The 21,154-nt window shown below is 62.7% G+C and carries 20 protein-coding genes; 19 read left to right on the forward strand and 1 reads right to left on the reverse strand.

The window, feature by feature from the left end:
- Positions 1–11: 11 nt before the first annotated feature.
- The 6 genes from aroC to nusB all read left to right on the forward strand — a co-directional run bounded on the left by aroC (position 12) and on the right by nusB (position 4,524).
- Complete coding sequence (gene aroC / locus KSW38_RS14190) at positions 12–1,211, forward strand: chorismate synthase (protein WP_216925558.1); 1,200 nt, start codon at positions 12–14, stop codon at positions 1,209–1,211.
- Entirely contained in the window at positions 1,211–1,777 is a 567-nt protein-coding gene (locus tag KSW38_RS14195; protein WP_216925559.1) for a shikimate kinase, read from the forward strand. The genes aroC and KSW38_RS14195 overlap by 1 nt, the downstream gene beginning before the upstream one ends.
- The gene (gene aroB / locus KSW38_RS14200) at positions 1,774–2,865 is read left to right on the forward strand and encodes a 3-dehydroquinate synthase (protein ID WP_216925560.1); all 1,092 of its coding nucleotides are present in this window, start codon (positions 1,774–1,776) and stop codon (positions 2,863–2,865) included. The genes KSW38_RS14195 and aroB overlap by 4 nt, the downstream gene beginning before the upstream one ends.
- A complete protein-coding gene (locus KSW38_RS14205) occupies positions 2,862–3,383 on the forward strand; it encodes a tetratricopeptide repeat protein (protein WP_216925561.1) in 522 nt (173 codons plus the stop codon). Before aroB ends, KSW38_RS14205 begins: the two co-directional genes overlap by 4 nt.
- Before the next feature lie 167 nt (positions 3,384–3,550).
- Positions 3,551–4,114 carry an elongation factor P gene (gene efp, locus KSW38_RS14210; RefSeq protein ID WP_011774957.1) on the forward strand — a complete coding sequence of 188 codons (564 nt, stop codon included), beginning with the start codon at positions 3,551–3,553 and terminating at the stop codon, positions 4,112–4,114.
- Positions 4,114–4,524, forward strand: coding sequence for a transcription antitermination factor NusB (gene nusB / locus KSW38_RS14215; protein WP_216925562.1), 411 nt, complete (start codon positions 4,114–4,116; stop codon positions 4,522–4,524). The genes efp and nusB overlap by 1 nt, the downstream gene beginning before the upstream one ends.
- A gap of 110 nt (positions 4,525–4,634) precedes the next feature.
- Here nusB and KSW38_RS14220 read toward each other — a convergent pair whose 3' ends face one another.
- The gene (locus tag KSW38_RS14220) at positions 4,635–5,888 is read right to left on the reverse strand and encodes a PrsW family intramembrane metalloprotease (protein ID WP_216925563.1); all 1,254 of its coding nucleotides are present in this window, start codon (positions 5,886–5,888) and stop codon (positions 4,635–4,637) included.
- Positions 5,889–6,042: 154 nt separating this feature from the next.
- Between KSW38_RS14220 and pyrR the strand changes: the two genes are divergently transcribed.
- The 13 genes from pyrR to KSW38_RS14285 all read left to right on the forward strand — a co-directional run bounded on the left by pyrR (position 6,043) and on the right by KSW38_RS14285 (position 21,145).
- Positions 6,043–6,627, forward strand: coding sequence for a bifunctional pyr operon transcriptional regulator/uracil phosphoribosyltransferase PyrR (gene pyrR, locus KSW38_RS14225; protein WP_216925564.1), 585 nt, complete (start codon positions 6,043–6,045; stop codon positions 6,625–6,627).
- Positions 6,624–7,652: an aspartate carbamoyltransferase catalytic subunit gene (locus tag KSW38_RS14230; RefSeq protein WP_216925565.1), complete on the forward strand. Its 1,029-nt coding sequence runs from the start codon at positions 6,624–6,626 to the stop codon at positions 7,650–7,652. Before pyrR ends, KSW38_RS14230 begins: the two co-directional genes overlap by 4 nt.
- Entirely contained in the window at positions 7,652–9,007 is a 1,356-nt protein-coding gene (locus KSW38_RS14235) for a dihydroorotase (RefSeq protein ID WP_216925566.1), read from the forward strand. Before KSW38_RS14230 ends, KSW38_RS14235 begins: the two co-directional genes overlap by 1 nt.
- Positions 9,007–9,528 carry a PH-like domain-containing protein gene (locus KSW38_RS14240; protein WP_216925567.1) on the forward strand — a complete coding sequence of 174 codons (522 nt, stop codon included), beginning with the start codon at positions 9,007–9,009 and terminating at the stop codon, positions 9,526–9,528. Before KSW38_RS14235 ends, KSW38_RS14240 begins: the two co-directional genes overlap by 1 nt.
- A complete protein-coding gene (gene carA, locus KSW38_RS14245; RefSeq protein ID WP_216925568.1) occupies positions 9,509–10,759 on the forward strand; it encodes a glutamine-hydrolyzing carbamoyl-phosphate synthase small subunit in 1,251 nt (416 codons plus the stop codon). The genes KSW38_RS14240 and carA overlap by 20 nt, the downstream gene beginning before the upstream one ends.
- Positions 10,759–14,067: a carbamoyl-phosphate synthase large subunit gene (gene carB / locus KSW38_RS14250; RefSeq protein WP_216925569.1), complete on the forward strand. Its 3,309-nt coding sequence runs from the start codon at positions 10,759–10,761 to the stop codon at positions 14,065–14,067. The genes carA and carB overlap by 1 nt, the downstream gene beginning before the upstream one ends.
- Positions 14,060–14,944 carry an orotidine-5'-phosphate decarboxylase gene (gene pyrF, locus KSW38_RS14255; protein WP_216925570.1) on the forward strand — a complete coding sequence of 295 codons (885 nt, stop codon included), beginning with the start codon at positions 14,060–14,062 and terminating at the stop codon, positions 14,942–14,944. The genes carB and pyrF overlap by 8 nt, the downstream gene beginning before the upstream one ends.
- A 99-nt stretch (positions 14,945–15,043) precedes the next feature.
- Positions 15,044–15,370, forward strand: a complete 327-nt coding sequence (gene mihF / locus KSW38_RS14260) for an integration host factor, actinobacterial type (RefSeq protein ID WP_216925571.1) — start codon at positions 15,044–15,046, stop codon at positions 15,368–15,370.
- A gap of 21 nt (positions 15,371–15,391) precedes the next feature.
- Positions 15,392–15,964, forward strand: a complete 573-nt coding sequence (gene gmk, locus KSW38_RS14265; RefSeq protein ID WP_216925572.1) for a guanylate kinase — start codon at positions 15,392–15,394, stop codon at positions 15,962–15,964.
- A 39-nt stretch (positions 15,965–16,003) separates the two neighbouring features.
- Positions 16,004–16,264: a DNA-directed RNA polymerase subunit omega gene (rpoZ, locus tag KSW38_RS14270; protein ID WP_017197559.1), complete on the forward strand. Its 261-nt coding sequence runs from the start codon at positions 16,004–16,006 to the stop codon at positions 16,262–16,264.
- Positions 16,265–16,291: 27 nt separating this feature from the next.
- The gene (gene coaBC / locus KSW38_RS14275) at positions 16,292–17,551 is read left to right on the forward strand and encodes a bifunctional phosphopantothenoylcysteine decarboxylase/phosphopantothenate--cysteine ligase CoaBC (protein WP_216925573.1); all 1,260 of its coding nucleotides are present in this window, start codon (positions 16,292–16,294) and stop codon (positions 17,549–17,551) included.
- Positions 17,552–17,639: 88 nt separating this feature from the next.
- On the forward strand, positions 17,640–18,869 hold the full coding sequence (metK, locus tag KSW38_RS14280; RefSeq protein WP_216925574.1) for a methionine adenosyltransferase: 1,230 nt from the start codon (positions 17,640–17,642) through the stop codon (positions 18,867–18,869).
- A 176-nt stretch (positions 18,870–19,045) separates the two neighbouring features.
- Entirely contained in the window at positions 19,046–21,145 is a 2,100-nt protein-coding gene (locus KSW38_RS14285; RefSeq protein ID WP_216925575.1) for a primosomal protein N', read from the forward strand.
- Positions 21,146–21,154 lie beyond the last annotated feature (9 nt).

Below are 21,154 nucleotides of genomic sequence, written 5' to 3' on the forward strand. Positions count from 1 at the left end.
GGATTGGTTATATGTTGCGTTGGTTGACTGCCGGTGAATCCCATGGTCCGGCTCTGATCGGAATTGTTGAAGGCGTGCCCGCCGGTGTTGAACTCACCAGTGGGCAAATCCGTGATGCCTTGGCGCGTCGTCGCCTGGGCTATGGGCGTGGTGCCCGCATGAAGTTTGAACAGGACGAAGTCACGATCCTCGGTGGCGTACGCCACGGCATCACCCAGGGTGGTCCGGTCGCTATTCAGGTGGGCAACACCGAATGGCCAAAGTGGGAGCAGATTATGTCTGCTGATCCTGTGGACCCTGAAGTCCTTGCCGACCAAGCCCGCAACGCGCCCCTGACGCGCCCGCGTCCTGGGCATGCCGATTTCACCGGGATGCAGAAGTACGGCTTTGACGAAGCCCGTCCGGTCCTTGAGCGCGCAAGTGCGCGTGAAACCGCCACCCGTGTTGCTCTCGGTACCGTTGCCGCCCAGTTCCTTAAGCAGCTGGGCGTGGAATTGGTAAGCCATACCGTTTCCATTGCCAGCGTCACCGTACCCGAGGGCAAGGCGTTGCCTCTGCCCAAGGACGTCATCGCCCTTGACGCAGATCCCTTGCGCTGCTTCGACCGCGAGACTTCGGATGCAATGGTCGCCGAGGTGGATGCCGCCCACAAGGAAGGCGAGACCCTTGGAGGCGTGGTTGAGGTCCTTGCCTACGGACTTCCGCCTGGATTGGGCAGTTACGTCCACTGGGACCGCCGCCTCGATTCCCGACTGGCCGCTGCGCTGATGGGCATCCAGGCCATTAAGGGCGTTGAGGTCGGTGACGGGTTCCTCACCGCTGCCCGCCGCGGTTCTGCAGCACACGACGAAATCCTCAAGGATGAGAACGGCAAAATTATTCGTCAGACCAACCGTGCCGGCGGCATTGAGGGTGGCATGAGCATCGGCGAAGTTCTGCGAGTCCGTGCCGCCATGAAGCCTATTGCCACTGTTCCCCGCGCGCTGCGCACCATTGATGTCAGCACCGGGGAACCAGCCAAGGCCCACCACCAGCGTTCGGACGTTTGTGCAGTTCCAGCAGCGGGCGTTGTGGCCGAGGCCATGGTGGCCCTTGTCCTCGCAGAAGCCATTGCCGAGAAGTTCGGTGGCGACTCCGTGGCCGAGACCACGCGTAACCTGCAGAGCTACCTCGAGAACATCCCGGCAACCCTGGACTCGGTCGGACGGTAGTGGGCCGCCCAATTCAGGACGGCTGTTCTGGCCGTCCCGTTGTCCTCGTCGGCCCCATGGCGGTTGGCAAGTCTGCGATCGGCCAGCAGCTTGCCCAGCAGCTCGGCGTTCCATTCGTGGACACCGACGCCGTGGTGGTCGCAGCGCACGGCAGCATCGCGGACATTTTTGCCGGCCGGGGTGAACACGCCTTCCGGGAAATTGAAGCCCGGGCGGTGGCGAAAGCCATCGAGGCCGCCAAGGAGCAGCCCAGTGTGATCTCGCTTGGTGGCGGAGCCGTCCTGGACTCGGGAACCCAGCAATTACTGGGGGAGTGCACCGTGGTTTACCTGGAATGTGACGCCTCGACTGTCGCGGACCGGATTGCGCGAAACACCGGCAGGCCTTTGCTGCAGGGCGACGCAATGTCGCGTTGGGAGGCCCTGTTTGCCACCAGGCGTCCTGTGTATGAGCGTCTTGCAGACATCGTCCTGGACGTCCGTTCGGGATCCGTGGCTGAAATAGGCCTCCAACTGGAGGAGCGGCTGCGCCAGCATGCAGCCTTGAAAGAGGAAGTTGAAAAGTGAGCAACGAAGCAACCGTCATCAAGGTGACCGGCCAATCCAGCGCGGAGAACTACGACGTCGTAGTGGGCCGTGGCCTGCTCGAATCGCTTCCTGCCAAACTTGGCGAACGGGTTCGACGCGTGCTTGTAATTCACCCGCGCGCTCTTCGACTGACCGGCGACACCGTCCGCGATGAACTCGAAGCTGCGGGCTTCACTGCCCTGACGGCAGAAATCCCGGACGCCGAAGAGGGCAAGCACATTCAGGTTGCCGCCTTCTGCTGGCAGGTTCTGGGACAGAACGATTTCACTCGCTCGGATGCGATCGTGGCCGTGGGTGGCGGCGCGGTGACCGACCTCGCCGGATTCGTGGCGGCTACGTGGCTGCGCGGCGTCAAGGTGATCCACATGCCAACAAGCCTGCTGGGTATGGTGGACGCCTCTGTTGGCGGCAAGACAGGCATCAACACGGCCGAAGGCAAGAACCTGGTGGGGTCATTCCATCCGCCGGCGGCTGTACTCGCCGATTTGGACACGCTCAAGACCTTGCCGCGGAACGAACTGATCTCCGGGATGGCAGAGGTCATCAAGTGCGGCTTTATCGCCGATCCCGCGATCCTTGACCTCGTTGAAATGAACACGGACGCCGTGATGGATCCGGAATCTGACGTCGTCCGTGAACTCATCGAGCGTGCCATTGCGGTCAAAGCCAACGTAGTCTCCCAGGACCTCAAGGAATCGGGGCTGCGCGAAATCCTGAACTACGGACACACCTTGGGCCATGCCATTGAATTAGTGGAACGGTACTCCTGGCGCCATGGTGCGGCCGTTTCGGTGGGCATGATGTTCGCTGCTGAACTGGCGCGAAGCGTTGGAAGGCTCTCCGACGCCGACGCCGACCGGCACCGTACCATCCTCGAGAGCCTTGGATTGCCCATTACCTACCGCAAGGACCGCTGGCAAGGCCTGCTGGATGGCATGCGCCGGGATAAGAAGTCCCGCGGCGACCTCCTGCGCTTTGTTGTCCTGGATGGCGTAGCCAAGCCTGGCATTCTGGACGTCCCCGATACGTCCCTGTTGTTTGCCGCCTACCAGGAGATTGCGTCATGATGACGGCCCTCAGGGAAGGCGTCAGCGATTGGCCAACCGCAGGGTTCCCGGGCGTCCGCATGAATCCCGACACTCTGCTGCCCGTCGTCGTCAATGAAGACGCACTGGAATCAGCGTTGGCTGCTTCGGAAGATCCGGCGGACCGCATCATGGCGCTGCTGCTGGAAAACCAGCCCAAGGAAGCGGCGGAATTGCTCGCCGAAGCCCGCTACAAAGACCCGGAATCCTTCCGGTTGCGGATTTTTGAAGCTGAAGTCCACCGGGCCACCAACCGCCTCGACCGTGCCATCCAACTGTTCCGCCAGCTGCTGCAGGAAGTCCACGGCACGTCCAAGGAAGCGATCGTTCACCAGTATTTGGGCAGGGCCTACTTCGTGAGCGGAAACGCGCTGGCAGCGTCCGAAGAGTTCGCCAGGGCCCTGGACCTGAGGGTTGCCAACGCCGCCGATGCCGCGCTGATTTACTCCTCCGCGGTTGCCCTCCAACGGGCCAGGGACGTGCTGGAACTCGCATCCTGATCCAGGCTGGAACCACCCGAAACCAAGCCCCTTCCCATTTGCCGGTAGAATGGTTCTTGGATTTTTGATAAATACGCGCTGGCACGCCTTTTGGCATGCTGGCTGGCATACCCGGCTGGAAGCTAGAAACCGTAGCTAGAACCAGTGAGAGAAACCAGAGGATACGAGTGGCAACCACAAACGACATCAAGAACGGAACCGTACTGAAGCTCGAGGGCCAGCTCTGGAACATCATTGAGTTCCAGCACGTCAAGCCGGGCAAGGGTGGCGCTTTCGTTCGCACCAAGATGCGCAATGTCATGTCCGGCAAGGTGGTTGACAAGACCTTCAACGCCGGCCTGAAGATCGAGACCGCTACGGTTGACCGCCGTGACTACCAGTACCTGTACCAGGATGGCGAAGACTTCGTCTTCATGGACACCCAGGACTACGACCAAATCACCGTTTCCGGTGCTACGGTGGGCGACGCCACAAACTTCATGCTTGAGAACCAGATGGTGAACATCGCCATCCACGAAGGCACTCCGCTGTACATCGAGCTGCCGCCGAGCGTCGTTCTCGAAATCACCTACACCGAGCCCGGCCTGCAGGGCGACCGCTCCTCGGCAGGCACCAAGCCTGCAACCGTGGAAACCGGCTACGAAATCCAGGTTCCGCTGTTCGTAGAGCAGGGCACCAAAGTCAAGGTTGATACCCGCGATGGCAGCTACCTGGGCCGGGTCAACGACTAGTGAGCGCACGCGGTAAAGCCCGTAGCAGGGCACTTGAAGTACTTTTCGAGGCGGAGCAGCGTTCCGTTTCGGCTTTCGACGCGCTCAAGGCGCGTCGGGAGAAGACGGATCTCGTCATTAACCCTTACACGATGGAAATCGTTGAGGGTGTCGTCTCCATGCAGCCAACCATCGATGAGTTCCTGCAGACCTATGCCCAGGGCTGGACGCTGGAGCGGATGCCTTCGGTAGACCGCATCATCCTCCGCATTGGTGCCTGGGAGCTCCTCTACAACGACGAAGTCCCGGACGGAGTGGCAGTCAGCGAAGCTGTGGCCCTCGCCAAGACGATGTCCACGGACGAATCACCGGCCTTCATCAACGGCTTGCTCGGCCGGCTCCAGAAGCTCAAGCCGTCACTGCTCGCGTAGGAGCACTGCCGGACTGCTTCAGGCCCGAAAGGGCCGAGTCGAAATGGCTAAGTCTCAATCAGGCTTGAAAGGACCCGCATCCACGCAGGATGCGGGTCCTTCTCTTTCTGCTAGTGCAGCACTGCCGCCCGGAGCTCTGGAATCGCGCGAAGATGGTCAAGTTCGTCCTGCTGATGAACCGGCACATCGCGGCCGCTGAGGATGCGTTGGCGGGTGAACGCCAAGGCCGTGGCACCCTTGATGAATGCCCGCATCTGCGCCGCACGTCCACGCGAGGCTGCCCAGCGAACCGCCTGTCGCCTTCCTTGGGATGTTGCGAGCATTTCAACTTCGGCTGGCGTGAACCATCCGGCCCTGGCATATTCGAGCAGCCGCTGGCGCGTGAGTTTGCCTTCGGCAAGGCGCAGGAAAATGATGCCGAGGGCCGCGATCAGGAAGATCGGCACCTGCACCACGAAGTAGTCCAGCAGGAAGTCCTGGCCCATGCTGTTCCACCGGTTGTGCAGGAACATGGCCGGCAGGAGACCGATGGCGAAGGCCAGCACTGCATAACCGGAATGCCATCTCCGGGCGGCGAATCCCATAATCAGGCCGGTTGTCCCCGTGAAAATGGCGTGGGCGAAGGGTGACATGACACCGCGAAGGATAAAGATGCGGACAAGGTCCGTGCCGGGCTCCGATGAGGAGGCGATCTCACGGCCGAAGTAGAGGATGTTCTCGGTGAAGGCGAAGCCGGCGGCGATGGTAAAGGCAAAGACCACACCATCCACGGGACCATCGAAATATTTCCGGGCGCCAAGGATGAGAAGCAACAGGCCAAGCGATTTGGTGAATTCCTCCACGATGGGAGCCTGGACCGTAGCCATGAAATAGGTGAATGCTTCTTCGCTGGTGGTAGGAGCTGCCAAGGCGAAGAGGGGCTGGATCAACAATGTTCCGGCGATCGAGACTGCAGCTCCCCACGTGAAAGCGAACCACAGCAGCCTGTTCGGTTCGGGCTCCCAACGGTCAATGAGCCGTACGGTCAGCAGCACCACCGACAACGGGAGCAGGGAGGCGATGAACCCGATCACGAAGCCTGTGATTCCTGTATTGCCCAGAAGGAAGGGAACCACCAGAAGAAGACTGCCGAAGACCAATATGGCGCCTGCCACGAGCAATGGGAGAGTTCCCGGCGACCGGCGTCCCCGGGATACCGGTGGCGCCGCCCAGGTCTGCTGGGGAAGGCCCCCGGGGTTCCCCGGCGCTGGTTGGTAGTTTCCGGGCTGTACGCGTCCGATCCACGTGGGATTGGCTGCAGGTTCCAGGTACGGCCGCGGGTAGGGTTGGTGTCCGCCGGGGTGCCCAGGATGGTCGCTGCTCATGGCTTAGAGCCTATTGCACGGGCCGAATGTGAGCTTTAACTCACGCCTCGTCTGTGGCCCGGTGAGGCTGGCAGTTTCCGCTGTGGTAGTTTTGGAAGGCAAATATTCCTTTTTTAATTCCGTCCCGTGAGGCGGGGAAAGGGGAGACGAGCGAATGACTGAAGTCACTTCAGCGCAGGTTCCGTCGCGGGTTGTTCTCAACCAAGCGGACATCGATCGCGCGCTGACTCGTATCGCCCATGAGATCCTCGAAGCCAACAAAGGTTCGCAGGATCTGGTTCTTCTGGGCATTCCCAGCCGCGGTTATCCCTTGGCCGTGCGGCTCGCCAACAAGATCGCTGCGGCTGACCCCAGCGTCAACGCGGAAACGATCGTCGGGCAACTCGACGTCACCATGTTCCGTGACGACCTTTCGCACCAGCCCACCAGGCCGCCCCACCACACACGCCTGCCACTGTCCGGTATCGACAACAAGGTTGTTGTCCTCATTGATGACGTCCTGTATTCGGGCCGCACCATCAGGGCAGCGCTTGATGCCTTGGTGGACCTTGGCCGTCCCAGGATTGTCCGCCTCGCCGTCCTGGTGGACAGGGGCCACCGTGAGCTTCCCATCCGCGCGGACCACGTAGGCAAGAACCTGCCCACTTCCTCCGCGGAAAAGGTCCGCGTCCATCTTGAGGAAATCGACGCCGTGGACGGCGTTCCGGTCAACGAAGTAGTAATCGAGGCCGGAAAGTGAAGCACCTCCTCTCTACTGAGAACCTCAGCGCCTTCGACGCCATCCGCGTGCTGGACACCGCCGAAGAAATGTCGGCGGTGGGCGACCGCGAGGTCAAGAAGCTCCCTGCCCTCCGCGGCCGCACAGTAGTGAACCTCTTCTTTGAGGACTCCACCCGTACCCGGATCTCCTTCGAAGCTGCAGCAAAGCGGCTTTCAGCCGATGTCATCAACTTCGCCGCCAAAGGATCCTCGGTTTCCAAGGGCGAGTCCCTCAAAGACACAGCGCAGACGCTGGCCGCCATGGGCGCGGATGCGGTGGTCATCCGTCATTGGGCTTCCGGTGCTCCGCACCGGCTTGCCGCCACGGACTGGATCGACGCCGCAGTGATCAACGCAGGCGATGGTACCCACGAACACCCCACGCAGGCGCTGTTGGATGCGTTCACTATGCGTCGCCACTGGTCCCAGCTGAACGGGACGAAATCCAGCGGAGCGGACCTTCGAGGCATGCGTGTGGCGATCGTCGGAGATGTCCTGCATTCCCGCGTGGCCCGGTCCAACGTTTGGTTGTTGCGCACGCTGGGTGCCGAGGTCACGTTGGTGGCGCCACCCACACTGCTGCCGATCGGCGTCGAGCACTGGCCCTGCAAGGTCAGCTACAACCTGGACGAAACGCTGGAAGCGGGCGTCGACGCCATGATGATGCTGCGCGTCCAGGGTGAGCGCATGCATGCCTCGTTCTTCCCGTCTACCCGAGAGTACTCACGGCGCTGGGGCTTCGACGACGCCCGGCTTCGGGCACTGGATGACCTTGGCATGAAAGACACCATCATCATGCACCCCGGCCCCATGAACCGTGGCCTGGAAATCTCCTCAGCCGCCGCCGATTCGCCCCGCTCAACAGTGCTTGCACAGGTACGGAACGGTGTTTCAGTGCGCATGGCGGCCCTTTACCTGCTGCTCTCCGGGGATTCCCGCGAAGCAACTGCCGCAACGGCAGCGACCACCCACGCTGCAAGCCAGCCCACCAAGGAGAGCAACTGATGGCCGAGAACACGTACCTAATCCGCGGGGCCGCCATTCTCGGCGGCGAAGCCGAAGACCTGCTGATCCGCGACGGCATCATCGCCGCTCGGGGCAAGGACCTCCACGACGACGACGCCACCGTGATCGACGGCACGGGCCTGGTTGCCCTCCCCGGCATGGTTGACGTGCACACGCACTTGCGCGAGCCCGGCCGCGAAGATGCGGAAACGGTCGAAACCGGCACTCGTGCCGCGGCTCTTGGTGGCTTCACGGCCGTCCACGCCATGGCCAACAGCAACCCCGTTGCAGACACGGCAGGCGTCGTCGAACAGGTCCACAGCCTCGGCCGCGCATCGGGCTGGGTGGACGTGCGCCCCGTTGGCGCCGTCACGGTGGGCCTGGCCGGTGAACAACTTGCCGAACTGGGTGCGATGGCGGATTCCCGCGCCCAGGTGCGGATGTTCTCCGACGACGGCATCTGCGTGCACGACCCCGTGCTGATGCGCCGCGCGCTGGAGTACGTCAAAGCGTTCGACGGCGTGGTTGCCCAGCACGCGCAGGAACCCCGCCTTACCGCCGGGGCACAGATGAACGAAGGCACCGTCTCGGCGGTGCTGGGACTTGCTGGTTGGCCAGCCGTGGCAGAGGAAAGCATCATCGCCCGCGACGTCCTGCTCACGCAGCATGTGGGTTCCCGCCTCCACGTTTGCCACGTCTCCACCGCTGGATCGGTTGAAATCGTCCGCTGGGCCAAAGCCCGGGGGATCAACGTCACGGCCGAGGTCACGCCCCACCACCTGCTCCTCACTGACGAACTGGTCCGCAGCTACGATCCCGTGTACAAGGTCAACCCGCCGCTGCGTACGGATGCCGACGTCCAAGCGCTCCGCGAAGGCCTCGCCGACGGCACGATCGATGTTGTCGGCACGGACCACGCCCCGCACCCCAGCGAGCACAAGGAATGCGAGTGGGCGCAGGCGGCCATGGGCATGACCGGCCTGGAAACGGCACTGTCCGTGGTTCAGGAGACCATGATCGAAACCGGACTCATGACGTGGGCAGACTTCGCCCGGGTCACCTCCTTCACCCCGGCAGTTATCGGCCGCGTAGCGGACCAGGGCCGGCCGTTGGAGGAAGGCGAGCCCGCCAACGTCATCCTGGTTGACCCGGCTGCCCGCTGGACAGTTGACCCCCATAAGATGGCCACCATGGGCCGCAATTCACCGTTCAAGGGCAAAGAGCTGCCCGGATCCGTGGTCGCAACCTTCTTCAAGGGCCACCCCACCGTTCTCAACGGCAAGCTCAACACTCCGTACAGGTACGCCGGAAACTACCCAACCCCGGATGCCGCCGGGGCAGTCAGCGGTAGCTGATGAACAACCAGACACTCACCGTGCTCATCACGGTGCCGTTGATCATCGTCGTCCTGATGATGATCTGGCTCGGGTGGCGGAACCGGCTCAGGCGACAAGCCGACGTCGAACGCCTCCCGGAGGTGCCACAGCGGCTGACACCGGCCACGGTCGTAGCGGAGGGCCAGTACGTTGCCACTACCACGGCAGGGGACTGGCTGGACCGCATCGCAGTGCAGGGCCTTGGAATCCGCACCAACGCGGAACTGAGCGTCCACGCTGAAGGCATCTTGTTCGACCGCTCAGGTGCCGCCCCGGTATTCATCCCGCGCTCCGCGGTGGCTGACAGCCGCCAAGCAGCCGGCATGGCCGGGAAGTTCGTGGAAAAAGACGGACTCCTGGTCATCAGTTGGAAGCTGGGCGGCAAGGAACTGGATACCGGGTTCCGGACCAGGCATGCAGCCGACAAAGAGCTCCTCCTCGAAGCCATCCAAGAATTGATCTCCGCAGCCCCTCAGGCAGATGCCGATAGTGGAAAGTAATAAAGTGACGGACAGTAAAGCAGCCACCACACCCACCCCCTCAGCAGCAGTACTGGTGCTTGAAGACGGCCGCATGTTCCGCGGCCGTAGCTACGGCGCCCAGGGAACGGCCCTCGGTGAGGCCGTCTTCGCCACCGGAATGACCGGCTACCAGGAGACCATCACCGATCCTTCCTACGCCCGCCAGCTCGTGGTGCAGACCGCACCCCACATCGGCAACACGGGCGTCAACAGCGAGGACGCTGAGTCCCGCCGCATCTGGGTGGCCGGCTACATTGTGCGCGATGCCGCCCGCCGCCCCTCCAACTGGCGCTCGGAACGCAGCCTCGATGACGAACTCGTCGAGCAAGGCATCGTGGGCATCCAGGGCGTCGATACCCGTGCCATCACCCGCCACCTCCGCGAGCACAAGACCATGCGCGCAGGCATCTTCTCGGGTGAGGCCGCACAGGCATCGGACAAGGAGCTCCTGGACGCAGTGCTGGCAAGCGCTCCCATGGAAGGCGCAGCGCTGGCTGAAGAGGTTTCCATCGACGAGGCTTACGTCGTGGAACCCAAGGACCACGGCTGGGAAGGCGAGCCCAGGTTCTCCATTGCCGCCGTCGACCTCGGCATCAAGGCCATGACCCCGGTCCGCTTCGCCGAACGCGGCGTGCGGGTGCATGTCCTTCCGGCGACGTCCACCCTGGAGGAGGTCAACGCGGTCAACCCGGACGGCTTCTTCATGTCCAACGGTCCGGGTGACCCCGCTACCGCAGACCACCAGGTTTCACTCCTGCGTTCGGTGCTGGACGAGAAACTGCCGTACTTCGGCATTTGCTTCGGAAACCAGATCCTGGGCCGCGCCCTCGGCTTCGGCACCTACAAGCTGCGGTACGGCCACCGCGGCATCAACCAGCCGGTGATGGACCGCCGCACGGGCAAGGTCGAAATTACCTCGCAGAACCACGGCTTCGCCGTCGACGCCCCGCTGAACGGTGCCACTATCGCCCCCGAGGAGCGTTATGGCCGCGTCGAAGTCAGCCACGTCTCCTTGAATGACGACGTCGTTGAAGGCCTTGCGTGCCTGGACATCCCGGCGTTCTCGGTCCAGTACCACCCCGAGGCCGCGGCTGGCCCGCACGATGCTGCATACCTCTTCGACCGCTTTATCGACCTCATGGCCGAAACCAAATCGGCCACCTCCGGCGCCGCCAACTCCACCGATTCCAAGACTGAGGACAAGAAGTAATGCCCAAGCGTACAGATCTCAAGAGCGTCCTTGTCATCGGTTCCGGCCCCATCGTTATCGGCCAGGCAGCCGAGTTCGACTACTCCGGCACCCAGGCTCTCCGCGTCCTCAAGGAGGAAGGCCTCCGGGTCATCCTCGTGAACTCCAACCCCGCCACGATCATGACGGACCCCGAGTTCGCCGATGCAACCTACGTTGAGCCCATCACGCCCGAGGTCGTTGAGAAGATCATCGCCAAGGAGCGTCCGGACGCCATCCTGCCCACCCTGGGTGGCCAGACGGCCCTGAACACTGCCATCGCATTGGACAAGAACGGTGTGCTGGAGAAGTACAACGTGGAACTCATTGGCGCGAACATTGCTGCCATTGAGCTTGGGGAAGACCGCGAGAAGTTCAAGGGCGTCGTTGAGCGCTGTGGCGCCGAGTCGGCCCGCAGCCACATCATCCACACCATGGAAGAGGCCTTCGCTGCTGCTGAGGACCTCGGCTACCCCATGGTGGTCCGGCCGTCCTTCACCATGGGTGGCTTGGGCTCGGGCTTGGCTTACAACGAGGATGACCTCCGCCGCATCGTCGGCCAGGGCCTCCAGTACAGCCCCACCTCCGAGGTCCTGCTCGAAGAGAGCATTCTCGGCTGGAAGGAATACGAGCTTGAGATGATGCGCGACAAGAACGACAACGTCGTTGTTGTTTGCTCCATCGAGAACTTCGATCCCGTAGGCGTCCACACCGGTGACTCCATCACGGTTGCTCCGGCGCTGACCCTCACGGACCGCGAGTACCAAAAGCTTCGGGACGTCTCCATCGCCGTTATCCGTGAAGTCGGCGTGGACACCGGTGGCTGCAACATCCAGTTCGCCATTGACCCCGCCACGGGCCGCGTAGTGGTAATCGAGATGAACCCGCGCGTATCGCGTTCCTCCGCGCTGGCTTCCAAGGCAACCGGCTTTGCCATCGCCAAGATCGCCACCAAGCTCTCCCTTGGTTACACCCTGGACGAGATCCCGAACGACATCACCCAGAAGACGCCCGCGTCGTTCGAACCCACCTTGGACTACGTAGTGGTCAAGGTTCCGCGTTTCGCCTTCGAGAAGTTCCCGGCAGCCGACAACACGCTGACCACCACAATGAAGTCTGTTGGCGAAGCCATGGCCATGGGACGCAACTTCACCGAAGCCCTGCAGAAGGCACTTCGCTCGCTGGAGCAGAAGGGCTCGCAGCTGGACTTCAGCTCCGTGCCGGAGTACGAGGTTGCCGAGCTCATCGAGAAGGCCAAGCGTCCCACGACAGACCGGCTTTACCAGGTGCAGCGCGCGCTCCTGGGTGGCGCCACGGTGGAAGACCTCTTCGAAGCCACCAAGATTGATCCTTGGTTCCTGGACCAGCTGCAGCTCCTTAACGAGACCGCGCAGGAGATCCGCAAGGCCGGCGTCCTCACCGAGGAAATGCTGCGCAACGCCAAGCGCCACGGCTTCTCCGACGAACAGATCGGTGCCCTGACGCACAACAATGAGGCAGTGGTCCGCGGGGTCCGTCAGGCCTTGGGAATCCGTCCGGTCTACAAGACTGTGGATACCTGTGCTGCAGAGTTCGCTGCCTACACGCCGTACCACTACTCGGCGTATGACGAGGAAGATGAGGTGGGCCTGCACGCCAAGCCCTCTGTCATCATTCTCGGTTCCGGCCCCAACCGCATTGGCCAGGGCATCGAGTTCGACTACTCGTGCGTCCACGCCTCCATGGCGCTGCGCAAGGCCGGCTACGAGACCGTCATGGTCAACTGCAACCCCGAGACCGTCTCTACGGACTACGACGTCTCAACGCGCCTTTACTTCGAGCCCTTGACCCTCGAGGACGTCCTCGAGGTCATCGCGGCTGAAGAGCGCACGGGTGGCGTCATGGGCGTCTTCGTCCAGCTCGGAGGCCAGACGCCCCTGAAGCTCGCACAGCAGCTTGCCGACGCCGGCGTGCCGATCCTGGGCACGTCGCCTGAGGCCATTGATCTCGCAGAGCACCGTGGCGCCTTCGCCCGGGTCCTGGACGAGGCCGGCCTGACGTCCCCGAAGAACGGCACCGCAGTTTCCTTCGAGGATGCCAAGAAGATCGCTGACGAGATCGGTTATCCCGTGCTTGTCCGTCCGTCCTATGTCCTGGGCGGCCGCGGCATGGAAATCGTCTACGACGAAGCCAACCTTTCCCGCTACATCGCCAACGCCACGGAAATCACGCCGGATCACCCGGTGCTGATCGACCGCTTCCTCGAAGACGCGGTCGAAATCGATGTCGACGCCCTGTTCGACGGCACCGACATGTACCTCGGCGGCATCATGGAGCACATCGAAGAGGCGGGTATCCACTCCGGAGACTCCGCCTGTGTCCTTCCTCCGATCACACTCGGCAGCAACGTGATCGAGCGCGTTCGGACGGCTACGCGGGCCATCGCCGAGGGCGTGGGCGTCCGTGGGCTCATCAACATCCAGTTCGCGCTGGCCTCGGACGTCCTCTACGTCCTTGAAGCCAACCCGCGCGCTTCGCGGACAGTGCCCTTCGTTTCCAAGGCAACCGGGGTGCAGATGGCCAAGGCTGCCGCTCTCATTGGTACCGGCGTCACCATCAACCAACTGCGCAGTGCCTACAAGATGCTGCCGGAAACCGGTGACGGTTCCACGTTGCCCCTGGACGCGCCGGTCGCCGTCAAGGAAGCCGTCCTGCCGTTCAGCCGCTTCCGTACGCCGGAGGGCAAGGTTGTCGACTCCCTGCTCGGCCCGGAAATGCGGTCCACAGGCGAAGTGATGGGCATCGACAAGCACTTCGATACCGCATTCGCCAAGAGCCAGGCCGCCGCAAACAACGCGCTGCCCACCGAAGGCAAGATCTTCGTTTCCGTGGCCAACCGCGACAAGCGCTCGGTGATCATGGGCGTCAAGCGCCTCTCGGACCTCGGCTTCGAGATCGTCTCCACGGGTGGCACGGCTGACGTCCTGCGCCGTAACGGCATCCAGGCGACTCCGGTCCGTAAGGTGGCCGAGGGCAGCAGCGCTGAAGGCGAAGGCACCATTGCCGACCTCGTCATTGCCGGCGAGATCGACATGGTCTTCAACACCCCGTCCGGCGGGGAAGCCCGCAGTGACGGCTACGAGCTCCGGGCAGCGGCCACATCAATCGGCATTCCCTGCATCACCACCGTGGCTGAATTCAACGCAGCCGTGCAGGCAATTGAGGCACTGCGCACCTACGAATGGTCAGTCACCAGCCTTCAGGAGCACGCAGCCAACCTCAGCGAATCCCAGGCCGCCGTCAATGCCTGACATCGTTGGTGCGCACGAGGCCCAGGATGGACAGCAGCCGGTCCGGGAGTCATTTGGCTCCCGGCTGGCTAGCGCAATGGCCACCCGTGGTCCGCTGTGTGTTGGAATCGATCCCCATCCCCAGCTGCTGGCTGACTGGGGACTGAACGACGACGTCGCCGGGCTGGAGCGCTTTTCGCTCAGCGTTGTGGAAGCCGTGGCTTCCCTCGCTGCCGCAGTGAAGCCGCAGGTGGCGCTTTATGAGCGTCACGGCTCTGCGGGCATGGCTGTCCTGGAGCGGACGTTGGCCGCAGCCGCTGATGCGGATGTGCTGAGCATCGCCGATGCCAAGCGCGGTGATATCGGTTCCACCATGGCTGCCTATGCAGATGCGTGGCTGCGTGACGGTTCGGCCTTGGCCGCGGACTCGGTGACCTTGAGTCCCTACCTCGGCTTCGAGTCCTTGCGTCCGGCGTTGGACCTTGCTGCGCAAAATGGCAGGGGAGTCTTTGTGCTCGCATTGACATCCAATCCGGAGGGAAAGTCTGTCCAGCACGTTGGCGGAAGCAATTCCGTCGCTCGGGGGATCGTTAATGCGGCCGCATCCGAGAACCAGCGGTACTCGGGTGTCCTGGGTTCAGTGGGACTTGTTGTGGGCGCTACCATAGGTTCTGCACTCAAGGATCTGGACATCGACCTCGGCCCGGTCCGCGGAGCCATCCTGGCGCCCGGCTTGGGGGCGCAGGGTGCTACGCCGGCGGATCTCCGCTCGACCTTCGGCGCAGCCTATCCAACAGTGCTGGCTACGTCGAGCCGGGGCATCCTTGCCGCCGGTCCAACGAGTGCTGCGTTGCGGGCGGCTACCCAGGAAACGCTGGACAGCCTGCGGGCGGAATGATTCGCTGGCGCCTCATTGCGCAACCCGCCGCCTGCCGGTAGGTTCAGGATCAGTTTCGCGTGACGTGAATCACAAATCCGATCTGACAGGGGTTTGGCCGTGGGTCTGAAAGAGCTGACGCCGCAGGAGCGTTCCGATGCTTTGGATAAGGCTGCAAAGGCGCGCGCTGTGCGGGCCGCAGCCAAAGAACGGCTCAAACGCGGTGAAGTGAGCATTGCTGAGCTGATCTCTTCAGGCACTACGGATGAAGCCATTGCGCGGATGCGGGTAGTGGAGCTCCTGGAGGCACTCCCGGGCATAGGACCTGTACGTGCGGCCGGGATCATGGCGGAGATAGGTATCGCCGGATCCCGGCGCATCAGGGGCTTGGGCATTCACCAGGCCCGGGCGCTGGTAGATTTTATGGATACCCAGCAAAGCGTTTGACGCATCTCCCCGAAGGAATCCGTGAGCAAGAAACCTGGACTGACTGTCCTCGCAGGCCCAACTGCTGTTGGCAAGGGAACCGTATCCACCTACATCAGGGACAACTATCCAGAAGTTTGGCTTTCCGTCTCCGCCACCACCCGTGCGGCGCGTCCAGGGGAGAAGGACGGGGTTCACTACTTCTTCAAGTCCGCCGACGAGTTTGACTCACTGGTAGCCGATGGCGAACTCCTGGAGTGGGCCGTGGTCCACGGCCACAACCGCTACGGCACGCTCCGGAGCACCGTGAATGCTGCGATTGCGGAGGGGAAATCGGTACTGCTCGAGATTGACCTCCAAGGTGCGCGGCAGGTAAAGGCTGCTTTGCCGGATGCCAAGTTCGTCTTCCTGGCACCGCCCAGTTGGGAAGAAATGGTGCGGCGGCTTGTTGGTCGCGGCACTGAATCTGCCGAGGAACAGCAGCGCAGGCTGGAAACCGCTAAACTGGAACTTGCTGCTGAACCGGAGTTTGACCACACCGTCATTAATGACGACGTTCGCCGGGCAGCGGACGAGCTTGTTTCACTCATGGGGCTAACCCCGCACGAGCGCTAAGCGCTTGCACTTGTCGGCCCGCTAGAATTTGGAGAATTCGTGTCCACGAACCTTGAAGGCATCATCAACCCGCCGATCGATTCGCTGCTTGAGGCTGCCGATTCCAAGTACGGACTGGTGATCTTCGGCGCCAAGCGTGCCCGCCAGATCAACGCCTACTACGCCCAGCTCCACGAGGGCCTCTTCGAGTACGTCGGTCCCTTGGTAGACACCAAGCTGAACGAGAAGTCATTGTCGATCGCCCTCCGCGAGATCAACGAAGGCCTCCTGGTTTCCACGCCGATCGAGCCCGCAGAATAAAACAGACTGCCTGTTGACGGAGGTCACGTGCGCATAGTCCTCGGAGTCGGGGGAGGGATCGCAGCTTACAAGGTTGCATCGCTCCTCCGGCTTTTTACTGAAGCCGGACACCAGGTGACGGTGATCCCAACCGAAGCAGCCACCCGTTTCGTCGGTGTTGCCACGTGGGAGGCGCTCTCCGGGAATCCGGTCAGCAACAGCGTCTTTGACGACGTTGAGAAGGTCAACCATGTGCGTCTGGGCCACGAGGCTGACTTGATCGTCGTCGCGCCGGCTACGGCAGATCTCCTCGCAAAGGCGGCAACCGGCCAGGCCGGCGACCTCCTCACGAATACGCTCCTTATGGCGCACGGGCCGGTGCTGTTCGCTCCGGCGATGCACACTGAAATGTGGCAGCATGCAGCAACCCAGGCCAACGTGGAAACCTTGCGGAGTCGAGGCGTCACAGTCCTTGAGCCAGCCAGCGGCCGCCTGACCGGTGCTGATTCCGGTCCGGGCCGCTTGCCCGAACCGGAGGCAATTTTCACGGCAGCCATGGCATTGGCCGAGGCCGCTACTGAGGCGGATTCGCCCCAGGCTGTGCCGGCAACCCATGCTTCCCTTGCTGGCCGAACGGTGACGATTTCGGCTGGTGGGACCAGGGAAGCGTTGGACCCGGTGCGTTTCCTGGGTAACCGCTCGTCAGGCAAACAGGGTGCGGCCCTGGCAGCGGCTGCGTTGGCTGCCGGTGCAACCGTTCGTTTCCTTGCCGCGCATATGGACGTCGAGCCGCCCGCCGGCGTCGAGCTTGTCCGCGTTGAGTCCGCCCTGGAACTGCGTGAGGCAGCGCTGAAAGCTGCGGTGGATTCCGACGTCGTCATCATGGCTGCCGCTGTGGCGGATTTCCGTCCCGCGGAGGTTTCGGATACCAAGATCAAGAAGGTCGACGGCGAGGACGCACCCTTGGTACGCCTGGTTCGGAACCCGGACATCCTGCATGAGCTCGTCGAACGGCGCAACGCCGAGGGTGGCCGGCAGCTGATCGTGGGCTTTGCCGCCGAGACCGGCGATGCCCAAGGTGACGTTCTGGAACACGCCACGGCGAAGCTCAAACGCAAGGGCTGTGACCTCCTGGTGGTTAACCACGTCGGGGTTGGGCGCGTCTTCGGCCAGGATGACAACTCCGTAGTGATCCTTTCCGGCCATGGCGCCGACCCCGAGTCCGCTTCCGGATCCAAGGCTGACGTCGCCGCGGCAGTCGTGGATCGGGTGGGCTCCGAATTGGCCAGGGTTTTTCCGGCCCGGTAACATCTCCCGGCGGTAGCCTCCGCCCGAAATTCTTAGCATAGGGACACACGGCAGATGCCGCCGCCCCGCAACACAGTAAGGTGGTCGAGTGACTTTACCGCTGCACCATGAACATCATGGCACCCCGTCCAAGCTACGGCTCTTCACGTCCGAGTCGGTCACTGAAGGGCATCCAGACAAGATCTGCGACCAAATCAGTGACGCCATCTTGGATGGGCTGCTGGCTGCTGACCCTGAATCCCGGGTAGCTGTCGAGACCATGGCCACCACCGGCCTGGTCCACGTGGCCGGTGAAGTAACCACTGACGCTTACGTCGAGATACCGCAGATTGTCCGCGAAACCATTCTCGGCATCGGCTACGACTCCTCAGCCAATGGTTTCGATGGTGCCCGCTGCGGCGTCTCAGTGTCGATCGGGCAGCAGTCCAATGACATCGCCGGTGGGGTCTTCAACTCGCTTGAGGCGCGTGAAGGCCGTCAGGAGGACGACTACGACCTCCAGGGCGCGGGCGATCAGGGCATTATGTTCGGTTATGCCAGCGACGAAACTGCGTCCTACATGCCGACGCCCATCTGGCTTGCCCACCGTTTGTCCGAGCGCCTTACCGAGGTCCGCAAGAGCGGCGAACTTGCCTACCTCCGTCCGGATGGCAAGACGCAGGTCACCGTTGGGTATGACGGCGATCGCCCGGTTTCGGTTGAAACGGTGGTGATTTCCAGCCAACACGCCGAAGACGCGAGCCTGGATCAACTGCGCGCCGACCTCGCGAGCCACGTCATCGATCCCGTTCTGGCGGCATCCAACCTTGACATCTCCCACGTAGCCAACATCCTGAATCCTGCGGGCGCCTTCGTGATTGGTGGCCCGGTTGGCGATGCCGGCCTGACAGGTCGGAAGATCATTGTCGATACCTATGGCGGGTTCTCCCGGCACGGTGGAGGGGCGTTCTCCGGTAAGGACCCGTCCAAAGTGGATCGTTCAGCTGCTTACGCCATGCGCTGGGTTGCCAAGAACGTGGTAGCTGCAGGTCTGGCCAAACGTGCGGAGATCCAGATTGCCTACGCGATTGGCCAAGCCCGTCCGGTCGGAACGTACGTAGAGACCTTCGGCACGGAAACTGTTGACCCTGCCCGTATCAGTGAGGCGATCAACGAGCTCTTCGATCTCCGCCCCCGGGCCATCATCGACGCCTTGGACCTCAAGCGTCCCATTTACACCAAGACGGCGGCTCACGGCCATTTTGGCCGCGACGAGCCCGACTTCACGTGGGAGCGCCTGGACCGTGTGGCGGACCTGAAGGAATTTTTCAACGCCTGATCTCCCGCTCATCTGCTTGTGCCAGCCGGTGTTTGTAACTTTGTCGGTGGCCCATGATTGGCTGGAGCCAGAGAGATGCCCGCAGTGGGTCGATCCCGCTGCGGGCATCCTTCGTTCCTGCGCGGAAAGTCGTTCCTGCGTGGAAAGTCCGCGCAATTGAGTTGGAGGTGACGAGCATGGCCGGACACGAAGCCCAGCCGTCGCTGCTTCAACCCTCTTTGCTTCAAGGTTTCCCTGACAAGCCTCCCGTCAGTGGACCCCCGTTGGCTTCAGTGAATCCCGTTGCCCGTGTGGTGCTGGAATCCTCCCTGCCACACCTGGACCGGCCCTTCGATTACAGCGTGCCCGCTGAACTCGGTAATTCCGCCGTTCCCGGAGTCCGCGTGAAAGTGAAGTTCAACGGCCAGGAGCTTAATGGCTTCGTGCTGGAACGCGTCGATACTTCGGATGCCGGCCATCCGCTGACCCCACTTCACAAAGTAATCTCCACGCTGCCGGTCCTGACGCCCCAAATCGCTGAGCTGGCTGGAACGGTAGCTGCGCGCTACGCCGGAACCTTGAGCGATGTCCTGCGTACTGCTGTTCCCCCTCGCGTTGCCAAAGTGGAGAAGGAGCTACTCTCCGGGGGCGCAGCACCAGAATCGGAGCTTCCGTCAACTGTGCCGGACGCCCATGCCTGGGGTTCCTACTCCAACGGAGCCTCGTACCTCCATCACCTCACCGGTGGCGGATCGCCCAAGGCTGTCCTCACGGCGCTGCAGGGATTCGGCCCTGGGGGTTGGCCTTCGTTGGTTGCCGCGGCTGTTGGGGCAGTCCGGGCATCAGGCCGTGGTGCAGTGGTGGTCGTTCCGGATTACAGGGATCTTGAACAGCTGGAGGTGGCCCTCGCCAAGGTCCTGCCGGCGGGTGACGTCGCGCGGCTCACGGCTGACGATGGTCAAACTCCGCGCTACCGAAGCTTCCTGCGAATCCTCAGTGGCGAAGCGCGTGTAGCCATCGGCACGAGGTCTGCCGCCTATGCGCCGGTGCGGGAGCTGGGACTCGTGGTTTGTTGGGACGACGGCGATGACCTCCACATCGACCAACGGGCTCCCTACGCGCACACGCGGGAAGTACTGCTCCTACGGGCCGAGCAGGAGAATGCAGCCTGCCTGATGGCATCGCACAGCCGCAGCACTGAACTCCAGCGCCTGGTTGAAATGCAATGGGCTGTGCCGATCGAGGCGCCCCGAACGGTCATTCGCTCCACTGTTCCGCGGGTCCTGAACACAGCTGACAGCTTTGAACAGGAACGGGATCCCCTGGCCCGGATTGCACGTTTGCCGGGAGCGGCATGGCGTGCTGCCAAGGAAGGCTTGGAACATGGCCCTGTGCTGGTGCAGGTTGCACGTGCCGGCTACGCGCCCTCCCTGGCTTGCGAGACGTGCCGGGAGCTGGCCCGCTGCAACAACTGCCAAGGACCGCTTGCAATCTCCAGCAGTTCCGCCCTGCCGCTTTGCCGTTGGTGTTCCACGCCGGCACCGCAGTGGCGCTGCAACCATTGCAACGGCACACGTCTGCGCCGGGTTGCGGCAGGAGCCGTGCGAACAGCGGAGGAACTCGGGCGGGCTTTTCCTGGACAAACGGTTATCACATCGTCGGGGGAGAACATCAAGGCAACGGTGCCTGACGCTCCGGCATTGGTCATTGCCACAGTTGGCGCCGAACCCGTGGCTCCCCAGGGGTACGCGGCAGCGCTGCTTCTGGATGGCAATTCCTTACTCCGCCGGGAAAACCTGCGCGCCGGCGAGGACACCGTTCGGCGGTGGTTCAACGCGGCGTCGCTGGTGAAACCCTCCAAACAGGGTGGGCTGGTAGTCATCACCGCAGACGACACAAGCGCCACCGGAGCCCTGCTGCGCTGGGATGCACCGGGCTACGCGTCGCGTGAACTGGCACTTCGGAAGGAACTCCAGCTTCCGCCGGCAGTGCGGGTAGCTTCAGTGACCGGGCCAAGGGCCGACGTCGGGCGTTTTTCCGATACCTTCGAGGCAAGCGTCAAGCTGAAGTCCGCTACGAAGCTGCGCAGCGCCGGTCCGGCGCCACTTCAGCTGTTCTCCAGTGGTGCCCAGGGCGCTGGAAGTGAGGCCGAAGCAGACGTCCGCACTCTGTACTTCATTCCCTACGCAGACGCCGCAGACGCTAGCCGTGCGATGCGTGCTGTCAAGGCAGCGAACGCAGCGAAACGGACAGCCGGCCCAGTGCAACTGCGGCTCGACGGCGTGGACGTCTTGTAGCCATCAACT

The organism is Paenarthrobacter aromaticivorans, assembly GCF_019038615.1.
Classification (GTDB): domain Bacteria; phylum Actinomycetota; class Actinomycetes; order Actinomycetales; family Micrococcaceae; genus Arthrobacter; species Arthrobacter aromaticivorans.